Source organism: Rhodovibrio sodomensis (assembly GCF_016583645.1).
Lineage (GTDB): Bacteria > Pseudomonadota > Alphaproteobacteria > Kiloniellales > Rhodovibrionaceae > Rhodovibrio > Rhodovibrio sodomensis.
In genome coordinates this window covers 1-15979 of sequence record NZ_NRRL01000100.1, presented here as the reverse complement: position 1 = coordinate 15979, position 15979 = coordinate 1, and the positions used below count along the sequence as shown (strand labels likewise).

Genomic DNA, 15979 nt, shown 5'->3' with positions numbered 1-15979 from the left:
GCTTGGACGGGTAGAACGCCTTCATCGCCAGGTGCAGCAGCACCGTCGAATCCTTGCCGATCGAATAGAGGATCACCGGGCTGCGGAACTGCGCCGCGACCTCCCGGAAGATCTGGATCGCCTCCGCCTCAAGGCGCTGCAGATGGGTCATCCGCGCGGGCGAGAGGTGCTGGGCGGCGGCGAGGGTCTCCGACATAAGAACGATCCGACGTTGTAGAATGGGCCAATTCCAGCCTTTAGACCGCGGGAACCTACGTATTCGTGAATGATCCTGCAACCGGTGCGAACGCGCGTCATCCGTCCTTGGCGGGGTACCCCAAGCGCCCTTGCAGGCGCACGCCCGGACGCCCGACCCGTCGCCGCGGCGGGATGGAAAATCGACGAATCAAGCATTGCCCCGGCGGCGGGCGATATGCAATACGTCTAGCCGCGTTTGCGCGGGCGGCTTTTGGCGCCGCCACGACACGCAGTCTGGTCCCGGGTAGCTCAGTGGTAGAGCAATCGGCTGTTAACCGATTAGTCGGGGGTTCGAATCCCTCCCCGGGAGCCACCTTGTCATCGATTCCGACGTGTTGACATAAACCTCGGAAAGTCCGCCGGCGGGGTTTGGGCGGCAGGCGCCCATGTGTATCCAGCGCCGGCCGCGTGTGCCCGCGGGGCGCGGCCGGGTGTCGTTTCCGCGCGGTCGCTGTGACGTGATCCAACTATTTGGGGTCGCTGAAAGGGAAGGGCGGCCGGCAACGCCTCGGCAATATAAAGCTAGCTATATATATCGGCGCGGCCGATCCGTCAGGCAGCTTGGACCGGGGACACAAGACGATGAGCCAGACCGCCCAGATCCGCGACTATCCCGTGGCGACCGCGCTTTCGATCGGGCTGAGCGTGGACGGGCGTACCGTCTTCGCGGCGGCCGACACCCGCGCGCATGGCCGCCGCGCCGTCCTGCTGGCGGAGAGCACGCTGCAGAAACTGCTCGACCACGCGGGCGATGCGCTGCGCGGTCTGAGCCCGGCCTCGGCCGACCAGCCGGTGCCGGCCGACCGCCTGCCGGGCGAGCGGATCGGCGCGGCCGCGGCGGATGGCGGCCGCTTCGCGCCCTACGCGGACTGGGAGGACGCGCCCACCGTGCTCGCCAACGAGGTCACGGTGAGCCAGCAGGACGGTCATCTGCTGCTCGCCTTCGCCGGGACGCGCCAGAGCTTCGGCCGCGGCCGCGCCCACGACGGCGAGCCGGCGTTCAAGCTGCTGCTGGACCGGGATACGGCCTACCGTCTGCTCGGCATCCTGGGGCAGCGGGCCCGCGGGGCCGGCCTGATCCAGGAGACCGCGGCGGCGTGGCTGTTCGAGATGGCGCCGGCCGCCCCGACCTGGGTGCACTAGCTGCTCGGCGTTTGCCGGTTCGCGCGTGCCGGTTCGCGCGCCGGGAGCCTGGATATAATCGAAAGCCGCCCCTCGGCACGTCGGGGGTGTTGTCCCGTGGGCGGTGCCGCCGAAAACGCGTGACAGGTCCGCTGTCCGCCGGCTAGCGTCGTAACGACCGTTGCAGGCGGTTGCATGGGATGGCGGCACGGGGCAGCGCATGCGCAAGTCGGCGGCAGTTCGCGACTGGCCGGCCGGGCCGCGGGCCTGACGCGGCGATGCCGGTGCTGGCGCGCGCCCGCGAGGCCGGGCGGATTTCCGGGACCGCACCAAGCGGGCGGTTGATTTGACGGTGGCCGCCGCGCTGCTCGTCGCCGCCACGCCCGTGCTGCTGCTGGCCGCGCTGGCGATCCGGCTGGACACGCCGGGACCGGCGCTGTTCCTGCAGACCCGGGTCGGCCAGCACGGCCGGCGGTTTCGGATCTTCAAGCTGCGCACCCTGCACGCGCGCGCCGGCGGCGGTCAGGTCTGGCCCGGCGATCCGCGGGTCACCCGCATCGGCCGTTGGCTGCGCCGAAGCGGCCTGGACGAGCTGCCGCAACTGATCAACGTGCTGCGCGGGGAGATGTCGCTGGTCGGCCCGCGCCCGCACGCGCTGCGGGACGACCTGCGCTTCGCGCGCCTGCTGCCGGGCTATGCCGCCCGGCGGCAGGCGCGCCCCGGCCTGACCGGGCGGGCGCAGGTCAACGGCTGCCGCGGCGCGGTCCGCCGGCCGGACGAATTGTACCGCAGGACCCGCCACGACCTCGCCTATGTCGCTGGCCGCACAGGCTTTGGGGACCTCGTGATCCTGCTGCGAACGCCGGGCGCGGTGATCGCCGGGGCCGGCGCGACCGCGCCGCGCGATTGACAAGCCGGGTGTCGGGCGCCTGAATACGGGATATTGGCGCGCCCCGCCGACGTGGCGCGTCCCGGCGCCGCCCGATCCATCGAACGCACACGACCGTGCGCCCGCCGCGCGGTCCCACGACAGTTCATCACCCGAACAGCCCGACATCTGAACAGCCCAACATCTGAACAGCAGGAGGCTCGATGACCGCCACCCTCCGGATTTCCACCGCGCTGGCGGTTGCCGGTGTGCTCGCGGCCACGGCCGCGACCCCCGCCAGCGCCCAGGACAAGACGCTCAACGTCTACAACTGGTCGGACTACATCCACGAAGACACGATCCCGATGTTCGAGGAAGAGTTCGGGATCGAGGTCAACTACGACGTCTACGACAGCAATGCCGTGCTGGAAGGCAAACTGATGGCCGGCAACACCGGCTACGACATCGTGGTGCCGACCAGCGGTTTCTTCCAGCGCCAGATCCAGGCCGGGCTGTACCAGAAGCTGGACAAGTCCAAGCTGGACAACATGAAACACCTGGACGACGGCATCATGCAACGGATGCAGCGGTTCGATCCGGGTAATCAGTACGGCATCCCCTATATGTGGGGCACCAACGGGATCGGCTACAACGTCAACATGGTCGCGGAGCGCCTGGGCGAGGACGCGCCGACGAACTCCTGGGATTTGCTGTTCGATCCCGACGTCGTGTCCAAGCTGTCCGACTGCGGCGTCGCGCTGCTGGACTCGCCGACCGAGGTCTATCCGCTGGTCAAGCACTACCTCGGCATCGACCCGGAGAGCGAGGACCCGGCGGACCTCAAGAAGGTCGAGGCGCACCTCAAGAAGATCCGGCCGCACGTGAAGTACTTCCACTCCTCGCAGTACATCAACGATCTCGCCAACGGCGATATCTGCGTCGCGCTGGGCTGGTCCGGCGACGTCTACATCGCGCAGTCGCGCGCGAGCGAGGCCGGCCAGGGGGTCGAGGTCGCCTACACCATCCCCAAGGAGGGCACGGTGCAGTGGTTCGACATCATGGCGATCCCGGCCGACGCGCCGCATCCGGATGCCGCGCACAAGTGGCTGAACTTCAACATGCGCCCGAAGATCGCGGCCCAGAACACCAACTACGTCTGGTATCCGACCGCCAACGCCGCCGCCGAGAAGTACATCGACGACGAGATCCTGAATAACCCCTCGATCTACCCGCCGCCGGAGATCAAGGATAAGCTGTTCGTCGACGTGCCGAACTCGGCGCAATACCGGCGGCTGCGCACGCGCAGCTGGACGTCGGTGAAAACCGGCCTGTAACGGCTGGACGTCAGGCCGCCCGAGCGACGCCGGCGCGGCGGGCCCGGGGCGCGGCACGTTCGCACACGTACGCGCCCGCCGGTTCCGCCGCGCCGCGTTGCGTTTCGGCCGCCGCGCCCACCGGGTTCGCCCGATAGGCCCAGGGAAGACCCGTTTGACGATGGATCGCACCCCGACCCCGTCCGAAGACCGTACGTCCCGTACGCGTACGCCGCAGGTCGGCGCGCGCGGCGCGCCCGTGCGCCCGCGCGACCCGGCGCCGGAGCCCTGGGAAGATCCGAACGCGCAGCCGTACGTGCGGATCGAGGGGGTGACCAAGCGGTTCGGCGAATTCACCGCCGTCGACAACACCGAGCTGTCGATCTACCAGGGCGAGTTGTTCTGCCTGCTGGGCGCGTCCGGCTGCGGCAAGACCACGCTGTTGCGCATGCTGGCCGGCTTCGAGCGGCCGACCAGCGGGCGGATCCTGATCGACGGGCAGGACGTGACCGACCAGGCGCCCTACGCGCGCCCGGTCAACATGATGTTCCAGTCCTACGCCCTGTTCCCGCACATGAGCGTGGAGCAGAACGTCGCCTACGGCCTGAAGCAGGACCGGGTCGGGAAAGACGAAATCAGGCGCCGGGTGCACCAGCTGCTCGATCTGGTCCAGCTGGACCCCTGGGCGAAGCGCAAGCCCCACCAGCTGTCCGGCGGGCAGCGCCAGCGCGTCGCGCTCGCCCGGGCGCTGGTCAAGCGGCCCAAGCTGCTGCTGCTGGACGAGCCGCTCGCCGCGCTGGACAAAAAGCTGCGCGAGCAGACGCAGTTCGAGCTGATGAACATCCAGGACGAGGTCGGCGTGACCTTCGTCGTGGTGACCCACGACCAGGAAGAGGCCATGACCCTGTCCACCCGGATGGCGGTGATGGACAGGGGCCGGGTCCAGCAGGTCGGCACGCCGACCGAGGTCTACGAATTCCCGCGCACCCGCTTCACCGCCGATTTCATCGGCTCGATCAACATGTTCGAGGGCACGGTCCAGGAGGTGCACGACGGCCGCGTGCGCGTCGCCGCGGATCGGGTGCCGTGCGGTCTGGAGGTCGACAGCGCCGTGCGGGTGCGCGACGGCCAGCGGGTCTGGTTCTCGGTCCGGCCGGAGAAGCTGCGCGTCCGGCCGGACGACGGCGGCGAGCTGGCGGCGACCAACGCCCTGCGCGGGACGGTGCGGGATGTCGCCTACATGGGCGACACCTCGATCTTCCGGATCGACTGCGGCCCGGGCGAGCTGGTGGAGGCGCTGCAGCCCAACGTCTTCCGGTCGCGCAAGCGCGAGATCGACTGGGACGATCCGGTGATCGTCGAGTGGTCCACCGAGGCCGGCCTGGTGCTCACGGAATGACCGAGGCGACCGCGAAGCCCGGCGACGCGACGGCGCTGGCCCGGTTGCGCACGGCCGCGCGGGCGCTCGCCCGGCGGCTTTCGGTCGACGGGCGGACGGGCGTGATCGCGCTGCCGTACGCCTGGCTGTTCGTGTTCTTCTTCGTCCCCTTCGTGATCGTCGCCAAGATCTCGCTGGCGCAGATGGTGCTGCAGCGCCCGCCCTATACGGCGTTCCTGCTGTGGCCGGACGGGCAGACCTGGCCGACCATCCAGGTGTTCTGGTCGAACTACGCCTGGCTGCTGCAGGACCCGCTGTACTGGATCGCCTACCTGAACTCGCTGAAGATCGCGCTGGTCTCGACCGTGCTGTGCCTCTTGGTCGGCTACCCGATCGCCTATGGCATCGCGCGCACGCCCGCCACGGTGCGCACACTTCTGCTGTTGATGGTGATCCTGCCGTTCTGGACGTCGTTCCTGCTGCGCGTCTACGCCTGGATCGGCATTCTGAAGCAGAAGGGGCTGATCAACGCCGCGCTGATGTCGCTCGGCATCATCGACCAGCCGCTCGACATGCTGCACAACGACTTCTCGGTCTACGTCGGGATCGTCTACAGCTACCTGCCGTTCATGATCCTGCCGCTCTACGCGACCTTGGAAAAGCTCGACGTCAGCCTGCTGGAAGCGGCGGAAGACCTGGGCGCCCGGCCGATCAGGGCGTTCTTTACCGTGACCGTGCCGCTGTCGCTGCCGGGCATCCTGGCGGGCTCGATGCTGGTGTTCATCCCGGCGGTCGGCGAGTTCGTGATCCCGTCGCTGCTCGGCGGGCCGGACACGCTGATGATCGGCAAGATCCTATGGAACGAGTTCTTCTCCAACCGCGACTGGCCGGTCGCCTCGGCGGTGACGATCGTCCTGATCCTGGTCCTGGTGATCCCGATCGTGATCCTGCAGCGCCAGCAGGTGAAGGCCCAGGAGGCGCTTGAATGACGGCGCTCGGTCAGGCGAGACACCAACTCATCCCCTCTCCTCCACCTGGGAGGAGAGGGTTAGGGAGAGGAGGTTGCCGCGCCATCTATGCCCTGCACACCACCTCACCCTGGCTCCCTCCCCCCATTGTCGGAGAGGGGACCCGCCGAGGCGCCGTGCCGACGGTCGCGAGCGGCCAGGCATGCATGCGGGACGCGCTGGTATGACCCGGCGGCTGTCGCCCTTCGTGATCACCATGATGGTGTTCGGCTTCGCCTTCCTGTACGGGCCGATCGTCTCGCTGATCGTCTATTCGTTCAACGAATCCAAGCTGGTCACCGTCTGGGGCGGGTTTTCGACCAAGTGGTACGGCGAACTGGTGCGGAACGAGCAGATCCTGGAGGCGGCCTTCCTGTCGCTGAAGATCGCGCTGATGACCGGCGCGATCGCGGTGGTGTTCGGCACGCTGGCCGGGATGGCGCTGGCGCGCTACGGCAGCTTCCGCGGCCGGACCTTCTTCACCAGCCTGGTGACCGGGCCTTTGGTGATGCCGGACGTGATCATCGGCATCTCGCTGTTGCTGATGTTCGTCTCCACCCAGCAGTGGTTCGGCTGGCCGCAGGGGCGCGGCGTGGACACGATCACGATCGCGCACGCGACCTTCTGCATGGCCTACGTCACGGTGATCGTGCAGTCGCGCATGTCCGCGCTGGACGGCTCGATTGAGGAGGCCGCGCTCGACCTCGGCGCGCGGCCGGCCAAGGTGTTCTTCACCGTGACCCTGCCGATCATCGCGCCGGCCTGCATCGCGGGCTTCCTGCTGTCGTTCACGCTGTCGCTGGACGACCTGGTGATCGCCTCGTTCGTCTCCGGGCCCGGCAGTTCGACCCTGCCGATGGTGGTGTTCTCCAAGGTGCGCCTGGGCGTCTCGCCGCAGATCAACGCGCTGGCGACGATCATCGTCGGCATCGTGACGATCGCCGTGATCCTCGCCGGGATCCTGATGCACCGTCAGGAAAAGCGCCGCCAGGCCGACATCCAGCAGGCCCTGCAGCAGGCGGGGTACTAGAGCAAAATCGATGAAGGTCGAGTCGGCCTTCACCGTGAATTTTGCGCTAACTGTTGAAGAGAGAGCAAGACTCAGCTGACAAGGTGGCTTCACCTTTCAGCACCTTGCTCTACGACAACCTCGTTGCCTTTTTCGGGACCCTGCCCTGTTATGGCGACGGTTCGGAAGCCTGTGCCGGGAAGATCCGGGCGGTCGGGGTCGCGAACGGCAGCACGTCGATCGCGAAGCCGTTCCGCCCGCCGCGCCAGCTTTCGAGGATGGCACGCTCGCCGGGCCGGTGCGCGTCGTCCAGGACGGCCATCCAGTCCGCGGCGAAGCGCTCCTGGAAGAAGGTGAGCGCGGCTTCCCGGACCCGTTTGCCGGCCGACATCGGCGGACCGTCGATCACCAACAGATCGACGTCGCGCAAATCCGCCAACTTGTCGGTGTCGTACCAGACGGCCTTGCCCGGCAGGGCCGTGTTGGCGGTCAGCGGGGCAACCCGAACCTCGACGATCCCGTCGAGCGCGTTGAGCGACACGAACGCTTGGGTGGTCGCCGCGAACCCGGCGTCGTGATCGACCGAGACGACCTGGCCGCAGCCAAGTTCCTTCAGGCGCAGGCCCAGCAGGACGGTCGACAGGCCGCCGCCGAGGTCGACGACGAGCCGCGGCCGGCGTCTTTCGACCTCGCTCAGCAGCCAGTGCAGGGTGTCGCCGCCAAGCGACCAGTTCGTCGGGCGCGGCAAACATGCGGTGGGGGGCAGCACGCGTGCGAGGTAGCTCGCGTCTGTGGCCCGGCTGGCGGCGACGTCCCGTGCCCGATCGATCCGTTGGGACAGCAGGCGGACCTTGCGGCGGACGTAGAGAGCCAGTGCCAGACCCGTCAGTCCGATCGCCGCCACGATCGCCGCGACACCCCAACCATCGATCACGCTCACCCCCCGATCGCGCCCGCGCGGTTCCCAATCACGCCGGACCAGTATCAACCGTGAACACACATCAGGCAAGCGCATTCGCGTCGAGCGCGTTGCCGCGGCGCGCCCTGTCGCGCCGACACCGATGACGGCGGCGTTACCGGGTTGGGCCCCGGGCCGACAGGGATTCGGCGATCACCGCCTGCCACGCGGCCGTCGCCCGTTCCGGGGTAAAGGCTGTTGCGCGCGCCGACGCGCCGCGCTCGAGGCGTTGGCGCAGGGCGGTATCGCGCAGCAGCCGTGTCAGAGCTTCCGAGAGGGCCTGTTCCGCCGAGGTCAGCGGGGCCGCCGCGTCGAGGTCGGCGGGCGGCATCGGCGGCACCAGGATGCCCGCGTCCGTCATCTCCAGGCCGGCGGCGACCCGGTCGACCGATGTGTCCGGGGCCAGCAGCTCGCGCGGGCCCGACGGGCAGTCGGCGGCGACGCAGGCCCGGCCCAGGTACATCGCCTCCAGCAGTGCATTGGGGAAGCCTTCCGCGCGCGAGGGCAGGGCGACCACGCCGGCCCCGGCGATCCAGGGATAGGGGTTGGCCTGGAACCCGGCCAGCCGGACCGCCGGCGCCACGCCCAGCTCGTCCGCCAGGTTGCTCAGGCGATCCCGAAGCGGACCGTCGCCGACGATGACCAGACGCGCGTCGGGACACGCCGCGCGCACGGCAGCGAACGCGCGCAGCAGCGGAACCTGGCCTTTGGCCGCAACCAGGCGGCCGACGGCGACGATCGTCTCCGGGCCGAGCATGTCGTCGCCCGGCCCATCGGGCGTTTCGCGGGCGCGGGTCGCCACATCGGGGGCGACCGGGTTGGGGATCACGCTCAGGCGGTCCGCCGGCAATCCGAAACGCCGGGCGAACTCCGTGGCCGAGCCGTGCGCGTTCAGCACGATCGCGGCGGCGCGGCGGAGCAGCAGCGGATAGGCGCGCACGACCAGCGTGCGCTTGAACGCCGACTTGTCGGCGAGCGCGACCGAGATCTGCTTGCGCACCGAGACGATCCGCGGCACCGCCCGGTTGCCCAGCAGGTTCAGCAGGTTGGCCCGTTCCATGAAGCTGACCACGACGTCCAGGCGATGCGCGGCCACCGCGGCCGCCAGGCGCCGGTGAAGGCGCGGGAAGCGCAGGCTCTTGGACAGCGTGCCGGCGCGCACGCTGGAGCCGCCCAGCACGGTCAGCCGGGCCTCCAGCGCCTGCTGCGCCTCGGAACTTCCCGGCAGCGCCATCTCGCGCTCGGGGTTGAGCAGCAGCAGGCGCACCTCCCAGCCGTCGAACAGCAGGTCGTGCGCCAGGGCGAGCGCCACCCGCTGCGCGCCGCCGGCCTCGAGCGAGCCGATCAGGATGCCCACCCGCGGCATCGCCGGGTCGGTGCCTTGAGTGGCGGCGGCGGGGTGGGTCATGCGGCCTTGCGCGGGGCCCAGCGGACCACCCGCTTGCCGCGCAAGAAATCGACCAGGCCCAGCAGCATCCCCAGCATGCCAAGCCCGGCGTAGAACGCGGATGCCCAGAGTTTGTCGGCCTTGGCCGGCAGGCGCCCGGTAACGCCGCGGCGCGCGAGCGGTGCGTAGGCCGCCGTGCCCAACCCACCCAGGAGCGCCGCCGCGATCAGCCAGCCGGCCCAGGCGTGCGCGGGCGCCAGCAGCAGCAGCGCCAGCAGGACCAGTAGACCGGCCACGGGCAAGCACCGGCGCAGCAGCTTGTTGACGATCAGCCGCGGGCCGAACAGCCCGAACCGCGGTGCGAGCAGCAGCCGCGGCCGGGCGAACAGGCCGGTCAGTCCGCGCAGCGTGACCCGGCGCCGGCGCCTCAGATCGTGACCGACGGTCCAGGCCGGGCTCGGGATGCGTGCGACCGCGGCCGGCTCGAACAGCACCCGGTAGCCCTGGGCGACCACGGTCAGCGCGTTGTACAGATCGTCGGTCGCGGCCGGGTGGATCGGCCGGAACAGCGACCGGCGCATGGCATAGAGCTTGCCGTCGTTGGAGGTGATCGCGCCCAGCCGGTTTTCCAGCAGCTTGATCCGGCTGTCCAGGTCGGTATAGGCGCGCTGCCCCGCGGCCGCGACGGCCGGGCCGCCGTCGCGCACGATCTGGCGCCGGCCGCAGACGGCGCCGACCGACGGCTCGGCGAACCAGCGGCATAGCGTGGCGAGCGCGTCGTCCGCGAGATCGGCGTCGAGGTCGGAGAACACCAGGACGTCGCCGGTCGCGTGGCCGGCACCCAGATTGAGCGCCGCTGCCTTGCCGGCCGGGGCGTCCAGGGCGCACAGCGTGACCGGCATGTCGCCGGCGGCCGCCCGTGCGCTGCGCCGGTCCGCCTCGGCGATCGGCCCGTCGCCGGCGAGCACGGTATCGACCTGCCAGCCGCTGGCTGCGGCGACAGCTGCAAGCCGTGACACCTTCGCTGCGAGCAGGGGGCCGCCGCCGGTGAACGCGACCACGACGGTGGCCCGGCCCGGCCGCGGCGTCGGGGCGACCGGCGCCGGACGCAGCGCCGCCGCCAGCCGCAGCGCGGCGGGATACAGCAGCGTCGGCAGGGCGACGATCAGGCCGGCGACGGCGAGCAGGACCCAGGCCACGGCCGGCGTCAGGCGGGACCGACCTGCGGCCTCGGCGCGTCGCCGCCCGCCCGCAGGTGTTGAATACGGTGCGCCGCAAACCGCTGCGCGGCGACCGACAGCGGCAGGGCCAGAATGAAATACTTGTGATCGATCCCGCTTTTCACCAGGAAGTAGATCAGCACCGAGAGGAACGCGATCTTGTAGGCCCCGATCAGATGGGCGCTGGTCTCGTCGCCGTGTTGGCGCAGCAGCCGCTCGGCGCCGGCATAGTTGCGGTAGGTCACCAGCAGCAGCGCCAGGAAGGCCGCCAGCCCGACGATCCCGTTACCGATCAGCACTTCGAGATAGGTGTTGTGGGCCGGCCGTTCCGACATCTCGAACCAGCGGGCCTGCCTGGAATTGGCCCAGATCTCCTTGAACGTATCCGGACCGGTGCCCAATACCGGATGCCTGGGGAACGCGTCGAAGGCGACCTGGATATAGCCGGCCCGGCGGTCCAGCGCGGCATCCGATGCGAGTTCCCGCCCATCGCCCGTGACCCATTCGACCAGCAACTGAAGGCTGGCCTGCCGCTGGATGTATTCCTGCGGTACCAGCACCACGATCAACACCATGGCCGCGCTCACGCCGCCCACGAACAGCCCGAGGTAGCGCGGATGGAAGAAATGCCGGAACTGGACCGCAAGCAGGAACACGACGGCGACCAGGTTGACGAAACCGCCCCGCGACTCCGTGCTGATCAGGCCCAGCAGCAGTAACACCGCACCGATCAGGCCAAACAGTCGGCGCGCCGGCGCGCGCCCTGGCGGCGGCGTTGCAGGCAGCCGGGCAGCACGGTCTGGCGCCGGGGGACTACGACGCCGATCGGCTGGCCCGGGCGCTTGCCCGGATCGACGCAGCCGGCGCCCGGGAACGCGCCCGCCTGGAGCTGCGTCTGACGGCGGCGTTCCTGCGCTACCTGGGCGACCTGCGCCACGGCCGGGCGCCGTTTCGGCCGGCCGGGCATGCCGAGACGCAGCTTCAGGTATCGGCCTGGCTGGCGGACGTGCGCCAGGCCCGGGCGGTCGACGTCCATCTCGCGGCGCTGGCGCCCCGGCACGCCGGTTACCGTGCGCTTGCCCGCGCCCTGACCACCCACCAGGCGATCCAAGCGGCCGGCGGCTGGCCCGAACTGGCGACCGGTCCGGTGTTGCAGGAAGGCGATCGCGGCGATCGGGTTGCGATCCTGCACCGCCGCCTGGCGGCGAGCGGCGACCTGGCCGGCTACGCGCCGGAACCGGACCGGTTCGGGCCCGCACTCGCCGCGGCCGTACAGCGGTTTCAGGCCCGCCACGGTTTGGTGCCGGACGGTGTCGTCGCCGCCCGGACGCGGGCCGCGCTCAACGTGTCCGCCGGCGCGCGGGCCGCCCAGATCGCCCGGAACCTGGAGCGGTTACGCTGGCACCGGCCGGCGGACGGCCTGTCGGTGCGGGTCAACGTGCCCGGATTCCGGATGACGCTGCTGGACGGCGGCACGCCGGTGATGCACGCCCGGGCGATCGTCGGCATGGCCGCCCGGCCGACCCCGGTATTCGCCGACCGGATCACCCATCTGGTGTTCAATCCCAGCTGGACCGTGCCGCGGTCGATCGCGCGCGCCGATCTGCTGCCGCGGATCCGGCGCGATCCGGGCTACCTGACGCGTGCGAACATGCAGGTCTACGCCGGCTGGGGGGCCGACGCGCCAACGCTGCGGCCGGCGGCCGTCTCCTGGGACCGCGCCGCCGACCGGCTGGGAAGCTACCGCTTGGTGCAGGCGCCCGGTCCGGGCAACCCGCTGGGCCGGGTCAAATTCATGTTCCCCAACCGGCACAACGTCTATATCCACGATACCCCGGAGACCGGGTTGTTCGGGCACGCGCGGCGGACCTACTCCTCGGGCTGCATCCGGATCGACCGACCGATGGCGCTTGCCCGGGCGTTGCTGGCGCGGACCGATGGCTGGACGCCCGCGCGGATCGACCGTGCGGTCGCTTCGGGCCGGACGGTGCGCGCCCGGCTTGAGACTCCGGTGCCGGTGCGGATCGTCTACCGCACCGCCTGGGTCGACGCCGACGGCACGCTGCAGCTGCGCGCCGACGTCTACGGCCGCGACGCCGAGCTTGCCCGACGGATGGCATCCGCCCAAGGCGGTTCGTGAGGGGGCGACAGCCGCGGTCGGGCGGTGCTAGGCAGCGGGGCGCGCCCACGAGGAAGGGAAGACGCCTCTCGTCATGAGCATCCGCGCCCGCATCTGGCTGCTCGCCGTCGTCGCGTTTCTGGGCGGCCTTTATCTGCTGTCCAGCATCCTGTTTCCGTTCGTCCTCGGCATGGTGATCGCCTACATGCTGGATCCGCTGTGCGACCGGCTGGAGGCGCGCGGCTTTTCCCGCAACGGCGCGACCGCGCTGGTCGTGGCCGTGTTTGGGCTGGTCGTCGTGGTCGTCCTGTCGACGGCGATCCCGCTGGTCTGGTCGCAGACGGTCGACCTGATCGAACGCGCCCCGGAGATCCGCGCCCGCGCGGCGGAACTGGTGCAGCCGCTGTGGGCCGACATCGAGCCCTACATGACGCCCGAGGTGCGGCAGCGGATCGAGCAGGCCGCGGCGACCTACGCCGGCACGGCCGCCGGCTGGATCGGGTCGGCCGTGCAGGCGGTGTTCTCCGGCTCGCTCGCGGCGTTCGACATCCTGTCGACCCTGCTGATCACCCCGCTGGTCGCGTTCTACCTGATCCGCGACTGGGACCGGCTGGTCGCGGCCGTGGACCGGCGGATTCCGCGCCCGGCGGTGGAGATCGTGCGCGCCCGGGCGCGCGAGATCGATGCGACGCTCGCCGCCTGGATGCGCGGGGTCGCGATGGTGGCGACGATCCTGGGGGTGTTCTACGCCGTCAGCCTGACCGCGATCGGCCTGTCGTATGGTCTGTTGATCGGGCTGTTCGCGGGCGCGATCTCGTTCATCCCGTTCGTGGGCGCGATCCTGGGCGGCGTGCTCGCGCTGATCTCCGCGGTGTTCACCTTCGCCGATCCGTGGATGTGGCTGCTCACGGTGGGCATCTTCGCGGTCGGCCAGGCCGCGGAGGGCAACGTCCTGACCCCGCGGCTGGTCGGCCGGAACGTCGAACTGCACGAACTGTGGGTGATCTTCGCCCTGATGGCGGGCGGGACGCTGTTCGGCTTCACCGGCGTCTTGCTGGCGATCCCGGTCACCGCGTCGATCGGCGTGCTGGTGCGCGCGAGCGACGACTACTACCTGCAAAGCCATCTGTACGATCCGGCGCAGCATCCGGATCGCGGGCCTGGGACCCCCCAGGACGGTTAGGCCGAGGACGGTTAGGCCGCGGCCCCGCCGCCCTTGACCAGCGCCACGCCGGCGATGATCAGCACGAAGCCCATCACCTTGGCCGCGCTCACGCTCTCGCCGAACACGGCCGCGCCCGCGATCGCCACGCCGATGATCCCGAAGCCGGACCACATGGCGTAGACGAAACCGACCGGCAGGGTCTTCAGGCTGAGCGCCAGCAGATAGAACGCGCCGGCATAACCGGCGACCACCACCAAGGCCGGGGTCAGACGCGTCATGCCGTCGGACGCCTTGAGCGCCGTGGTCGCCGCCACCTCGAACAGGATCGCAAGCGCCAGCAGGCTGTAGGTCAGGGTCGCGGACATCGGCGGCTCCTCAGGGGCTGACGGGAACGGCGATCAAACTATACCGGCTGGACGGTACAGTCAAGCGGGCGGGCGACTGGGCTTCGGCGCACCAACCAATCCCCCTCCTCCCCTGGGAGGAGGGGCTAGGGGAGGAGGGGCCACGGGCATCGATGCCGCGGGCAACCTCCTCTCCCTGGCGCTCTCCTCCCAGGGGAGGAGAGGGGACTTTCGCCGGAGGTTCGGCAGTCCCGAGCACGCATGGGCGTCGCGAAAAACGTGCCGGCTCACCCCCGCCCGACCGACCGGGCCAGGGCGGGGAAGTACCAGCCCAGCGTCAGCCCGCGGGCCGCCATGAAAACCAGCAGCGACGCCCACAGGCCGTGGTTGTCGAACAGCGGGATCAGGGTCCAGCAGGCCGCCAGGTAGATCGCCAGCGACACCAGCATGGCGTTGCGCATCGCGGTGGTGCGGGTGGCGCCGATGAAGATGCCGTCCAGCATGAACGGCCAGACCGAGACGAACGGGCTCAGCACCATCCAGGGCAGGTAGTCGCCGGCGACGCTGCGGATGTCCTCGATGTCGGTGAACAGCCGGACGATCCCGGGGCCGGCCAGCGCGAACACCAGGGCGGCGAACAGCGCGAGAGCGAGGGCGGACAGGGTCGCCGCCCGGCAGGCGCGGCGGAAGCCCGGCCGGTCTTTCGCCCCGATCGCATTGCCGGCCAGGATCTCGGCCGCGTGGGCGAAGCCGTCCAGGCCGAACGACAGGAACTGCTGCAGCTGCATCAGGATCGCGTTGGCGGCCAGCCGGGTCTCGCCCATCTCCGCGCCCTTGGCGGTGAAGTAGGCGAACGCGAAGATCAGCGACAGGGTGCGCAGGAAGATGTCGCGGTTGACCCGGAACAGCTCGGTCAGGCGCGCGCGGTCGGCGATCCGGTTCCAGGCCCAACGCCCGCCCGCGCGCCGCAGCAGGACCGCGCAGATCGACAGACCCAGCCCGGCGGCGACGATCTCCGCGATCAGGCTGGCCGCGGCGACGCCGGCGATGGTCCAGCCCAGGCCATAGACGAACGCCAGATCGAGCAGCGCGTTGGTGCCGTTCAACACCACCTGCAGCACCAGCGCCGTGCGCGCCCGCTGCGTGCCCAACAGCCAGCCGAGCACGGCGTAGTTGGTCAGCGCGAATGGCGCCGACCAGATCCGGATCGCGTAGTACTCCCGCGCGAACCCCTCGACCTGCGGGCTGGTCTCGACCAGCCAGAAGGCGAGCCCGCCGATCGGCGTCTGCACCGCGATCAGCACCGCCCCCAACAGCACGGCGAGCAGCAGCGGCCGGCCCAGGGTCGCGCGCAGCTCGTCCCGGTCGCCCGCGCCGTACGCCTGCGCGGTGAACCCGGTGGTGCCCATGCGCAGGAAGCCGAAGCCCCAGTACAGGAACGAAAACACCATCGCGCCGACCGCGACCGCGCCGACGTAGGTGGCATCCGGCAGGTGCCCCATCACCGCCGTGTCGACCGCGCCCAACAGCGGGGTCGACAGGTTGGACAGGATGATCGGCACCGCCAGCCGCCAGACGCTCTGCGCCGGCGCCTCCAGGCGCACGCGGTCGGTCATGCGGGGGTGTGCGGGACGGGGCTGTACGGATCGGAGCTGGGCATCGCGGGCGCGGTTCTAGCGCGTGCCAGCCCGTGGTGCCAGGGGTGACGGGGGGAGCCCGACGGGCGCGTCGGCGGGTTCCCTCTCCCTCGAGGGGAGCGGGCCAGGGTGAGGGTGGGACTCGCCGTCCGCTGGGGAACCCCACCCTCACCCTCCCACGGACCTACGGTTCGCGGGCCCCTCCCTCTCCCCTC

Annotated in this window: 14 protein-coding genes, 1 tRNA gene and 2 pseudogenes; 10 read left to right on the top strand and 7 right to left on the bottom strand. The window is 70.2% G+C overall.

Annotated features, from left to right (window positions below):
• Nucleotides 1-151 (bottom strand): phosphoadenosine phosphosulfate reductase domain-containing protein (locus tag CKO28_RS21785; RefSeq protein ID WP_200342932.1); only part of this gene is annotated, 151 nt, incomplete at its 3' end.
• A 324-nt stretch (nt 152-475) separates the two neighbouring features.
• Here CKO28_RS21785 and CKO28_RS21780 point away from each other — a divergent pair.
• The 7 genes and pseudogenes from CKO28_RS21780 (at nt 476) to CKO28_RS21750 (ending at nt 6955) form a co-directional block, all read left to right on the top strand.
• A tRNA-Asn gene (locus CKO28_RS21780) sits at nt 476-550 on the top strand.
• Nucleotides 551-819: 269 nt separating this feature from the next.
• Complete coding sequence (locus tag CKO28_RS21775; protein WP_200342929.1) at nt 820-1380, top strand: hypothetical protein; 561 nt, start codon at nt 820-822, stop codon at nt 1378-1380.
• 313 nt (nt 1381-1693) lie between these two features.
• Nucleotides 1694-2269, top strand: a pseudogene (locus tag CKO28_RS21770) (sugar transferase); the annotation flags it as partial.
• Nucleotides 2270-2451: 182 nt separating this feature from the next.
• Nucleotides 2452-3561 (top strand): polyamine ABC transporter substrate-binding protein, encoded by a 1110-nt coding sequence (locus tag CKO28_RS21765; RefSeq protein ID WP_200342926.1) that lies wholly within the window; start codon nt 2452-2454, stop codon nt 3559-3561.
• A gap of 160 nt (nt 3562-3721) precedes the next feature.
• Complete coding sequence (locus CKO28_RS21760) at nt 3722-4939, top strand: ABC transporter ATP-binding protein (protein ID WP_200342925.1); 1218 nt, start codon at nt 3722-3724, stop codon at nt 4937-4939.
• Nucleotides 4936-5907, top strand: coding sequence for an ABC transporter permease subunit (locus CKO28_RS21755; protein WP_200342924.1), 972 nt, complete (start codon nt 4936-4938; stop codon nt 5905-5907). Before CKO28_RS21760 ends, CKO28_RS21755 begins: the two co-directional genes overlap by 4 nt.
• Before the next feature lie 202 nt (nt 5908-6109).
• Nucleotides 6110-6955: an ABC transporter permease subunit gene (locus tag CKO28_RS21750; RefSeq protein WP_200342923.1), complete on the top strand. Its 846-nt coding sequence runs from the start codon at nt 6110-6112 to the stop codon at nt 6953-6955.
• 148 nt (nt 6956-7103) lie between these two features.
• Here CKO28_RS21750 and CKO28_RS21745 read toward each other — a convergent pair whose 3' ends face one another.
• The 4 genes from CKO28_RS21745 to CKO28_RS21730 all read right to left on the bottom strand — a co-directional run bounded on the left by CKO28_RS21745 (nt 7104) and on the right by CKO28_RS21730 (nt 11221).
• Nucleotides 7104-7874 (bottom strand): class I SAM-dependent methyltransferase, encoded by a 771-nt coding sequence (locus tag CKO28_RS21745; protein WP_200342922.1) that lies wholly within the window; start codon nt 7872-7874, stop codon nt 7104-7106.
• Between the two features lie 133 nt (nt 7875-8007).
• Nucleotides 8008-9300 (bottom strand): glycosyltransferase, encoded by a 1293-nt coding sequence (locus CKO28_RS21740; protein WP_200342921.1) that lies wholly within the window; start codon nt 9298-9300, stop codon nt 8008-8010.
• Entirely contained in the window at nt 9297-10478 is a 1182-nt protein-coding gene (locus CKO28_RS21735) for a glycosyltransferase (RefSeq protein WP_200342920.1), read from the bottom strand. Before CKO28_RS21735 ends, CKO28_RS21740 begins: the two co-directional genes overlap by 4 nt.
• An 8-nt stretch (nt 10479-10486) precedes the next feature.
• Complete coding sequence (locus CKO28_RS21730) at nt 10487-11221, bottom strand: O-antigen ligase family protein (protein WP_200342919.1); 735 nt, start codon at nt 11219-11221, stop codon at nt 10487-10489.
• Between the two features lie 32 nt (nt 11222-11253).
• Between CKO28_RS21730 and CKO28_RS28945 the strand changes: the two are divergent.
• The 3 genes and pseudogenes from CKO28_RS28945 to CKO28_RS21720 form a co-directional block, all read left to right on the top strand.
• A pseudogene (locus tag CKO28_RS28945) lies at nt 11254-11577 on the top strand (L,D-transpeptidase scaffold domain-containing protein); the annotation flags it as partial.
• Nucleotides 11578-11646: 69 nt separating this feature from the next.
• Nucleotides 11647-12639: a L,D-transpeptidase family protein gene (locus tag CKO28_RS21725; protein WP_338050215.1), complete on the top strand. Its 993-nt coding sequence runs from the start codon at nt 11647-11649 to the stop codon at nt 12637-12639.
• A 73-nt stretch (nt 12640-12712) separates the two neighbouring features.
• Nucleotides 12713-13801, top strand: coding sequence for an AI-2E family transporter (locus CKO28_RS21720; RefSeq protein WP_200342917.1), 1089 nt, complete (start codon nt 12713-12715; stop codon nt 13799-13801).
• Between the two features lie 11 nt (nt 13802-13812).
• Here the strand turns inward: CKO28_RS21720 and CKO28_RS21715 are convergent, their stop codons facing one another.
• Both CKO28_RS21715 and CKO28_RS21710 read right to left on the bottom strand, forming a co-directional pair.
• Nucleotides 13813-14148 carry a DMT family transporter gene (locus CKO28_RS21715; RefSeq protein WP_200342916.1) on the bottom strand — a complete coding sequence of 112 codons (336 nt, stop codon included), beginning with the start codon at nt 14146-14148 and terminating at the stop codon, nt 13813-13815.
• Between the two features lie 266 nt (nt 14149-14414).
• Nucleotides 14415-15743: an MATE family efflux transporter gene (locus CKO28_RS21710; protein WP_200342915.1), complete on the bottom strand. Its 1329-nt coding sequence runs from the start codon at nt 15741-15743 to the stop codon at nt 14415-14417.
• Nucleotides 15744-15979 lie beyond the last annotated feature (236 nt).

Coding starts and splice junctions, on each gene's coding strand:
- CKO28_RS21775 (WP_200342929.1), top strand. CDS start 820: ATGAGCCAGACCGCCCAGATCCGCGACTATCCCGTGGCGACCGCGCTT.
- CKO28_RS21765 (WP_200342926.1), top strand. CDS start 2,452: ATGACCGCCACCCTCCGGATTTCCACCGCGCTGGCGGTTGCCGGTGTG.
- CKO28_RS21760 (WP_200342925.1), top strand. CDS start 3,722: ATGGATCGCACCCCGACCCCGTCCGAAGACCGTACGTCCCGTACGCGT.
- CKO28_RS21755 (WP_200342924.1), top strand. CDS start 4,936: ATGACCGAGGCGACCGCGAAGCCCGGCGACGCGACGGCGCTGGCCCGG.
- CKO28_RS21750 (WP_200342923.1), top strand. CDS start 6,110: ATGACCCGGCGGCTGTCGCCCTTCGTGATCACCATGATGGTGTTCGGC.
- CKO28_RS21740 (WP_200342921.1), bottom strand. CDS start 9,300: ATGACCCACCCCGCCGCCGCCACTCAAGGCACCGACCCGGCGATGCCG.
- CKO28_RS21720 (WP_200342917.1), top strand. CDS start 12,713: ATGAGCATCCGCGCCCGCATCTGGCTGCTCGCCGTCGTCGCGTTTCTG.
- CKO28_RS21715 (WP_200342916.1), bottom strand. CDS start 14,148: ATGTCCGCGACCCTGACCTACAGCCTGCTGGCGCTTGCGATCCTGTTC.
- CKO28_RS21710 (WP_200342915.1), bottom strand. CDS start 15,743: ATGACCGACCGCGTGCGCCTGGAGGCGCCGGCGCAGAGCGTCTGGCGG.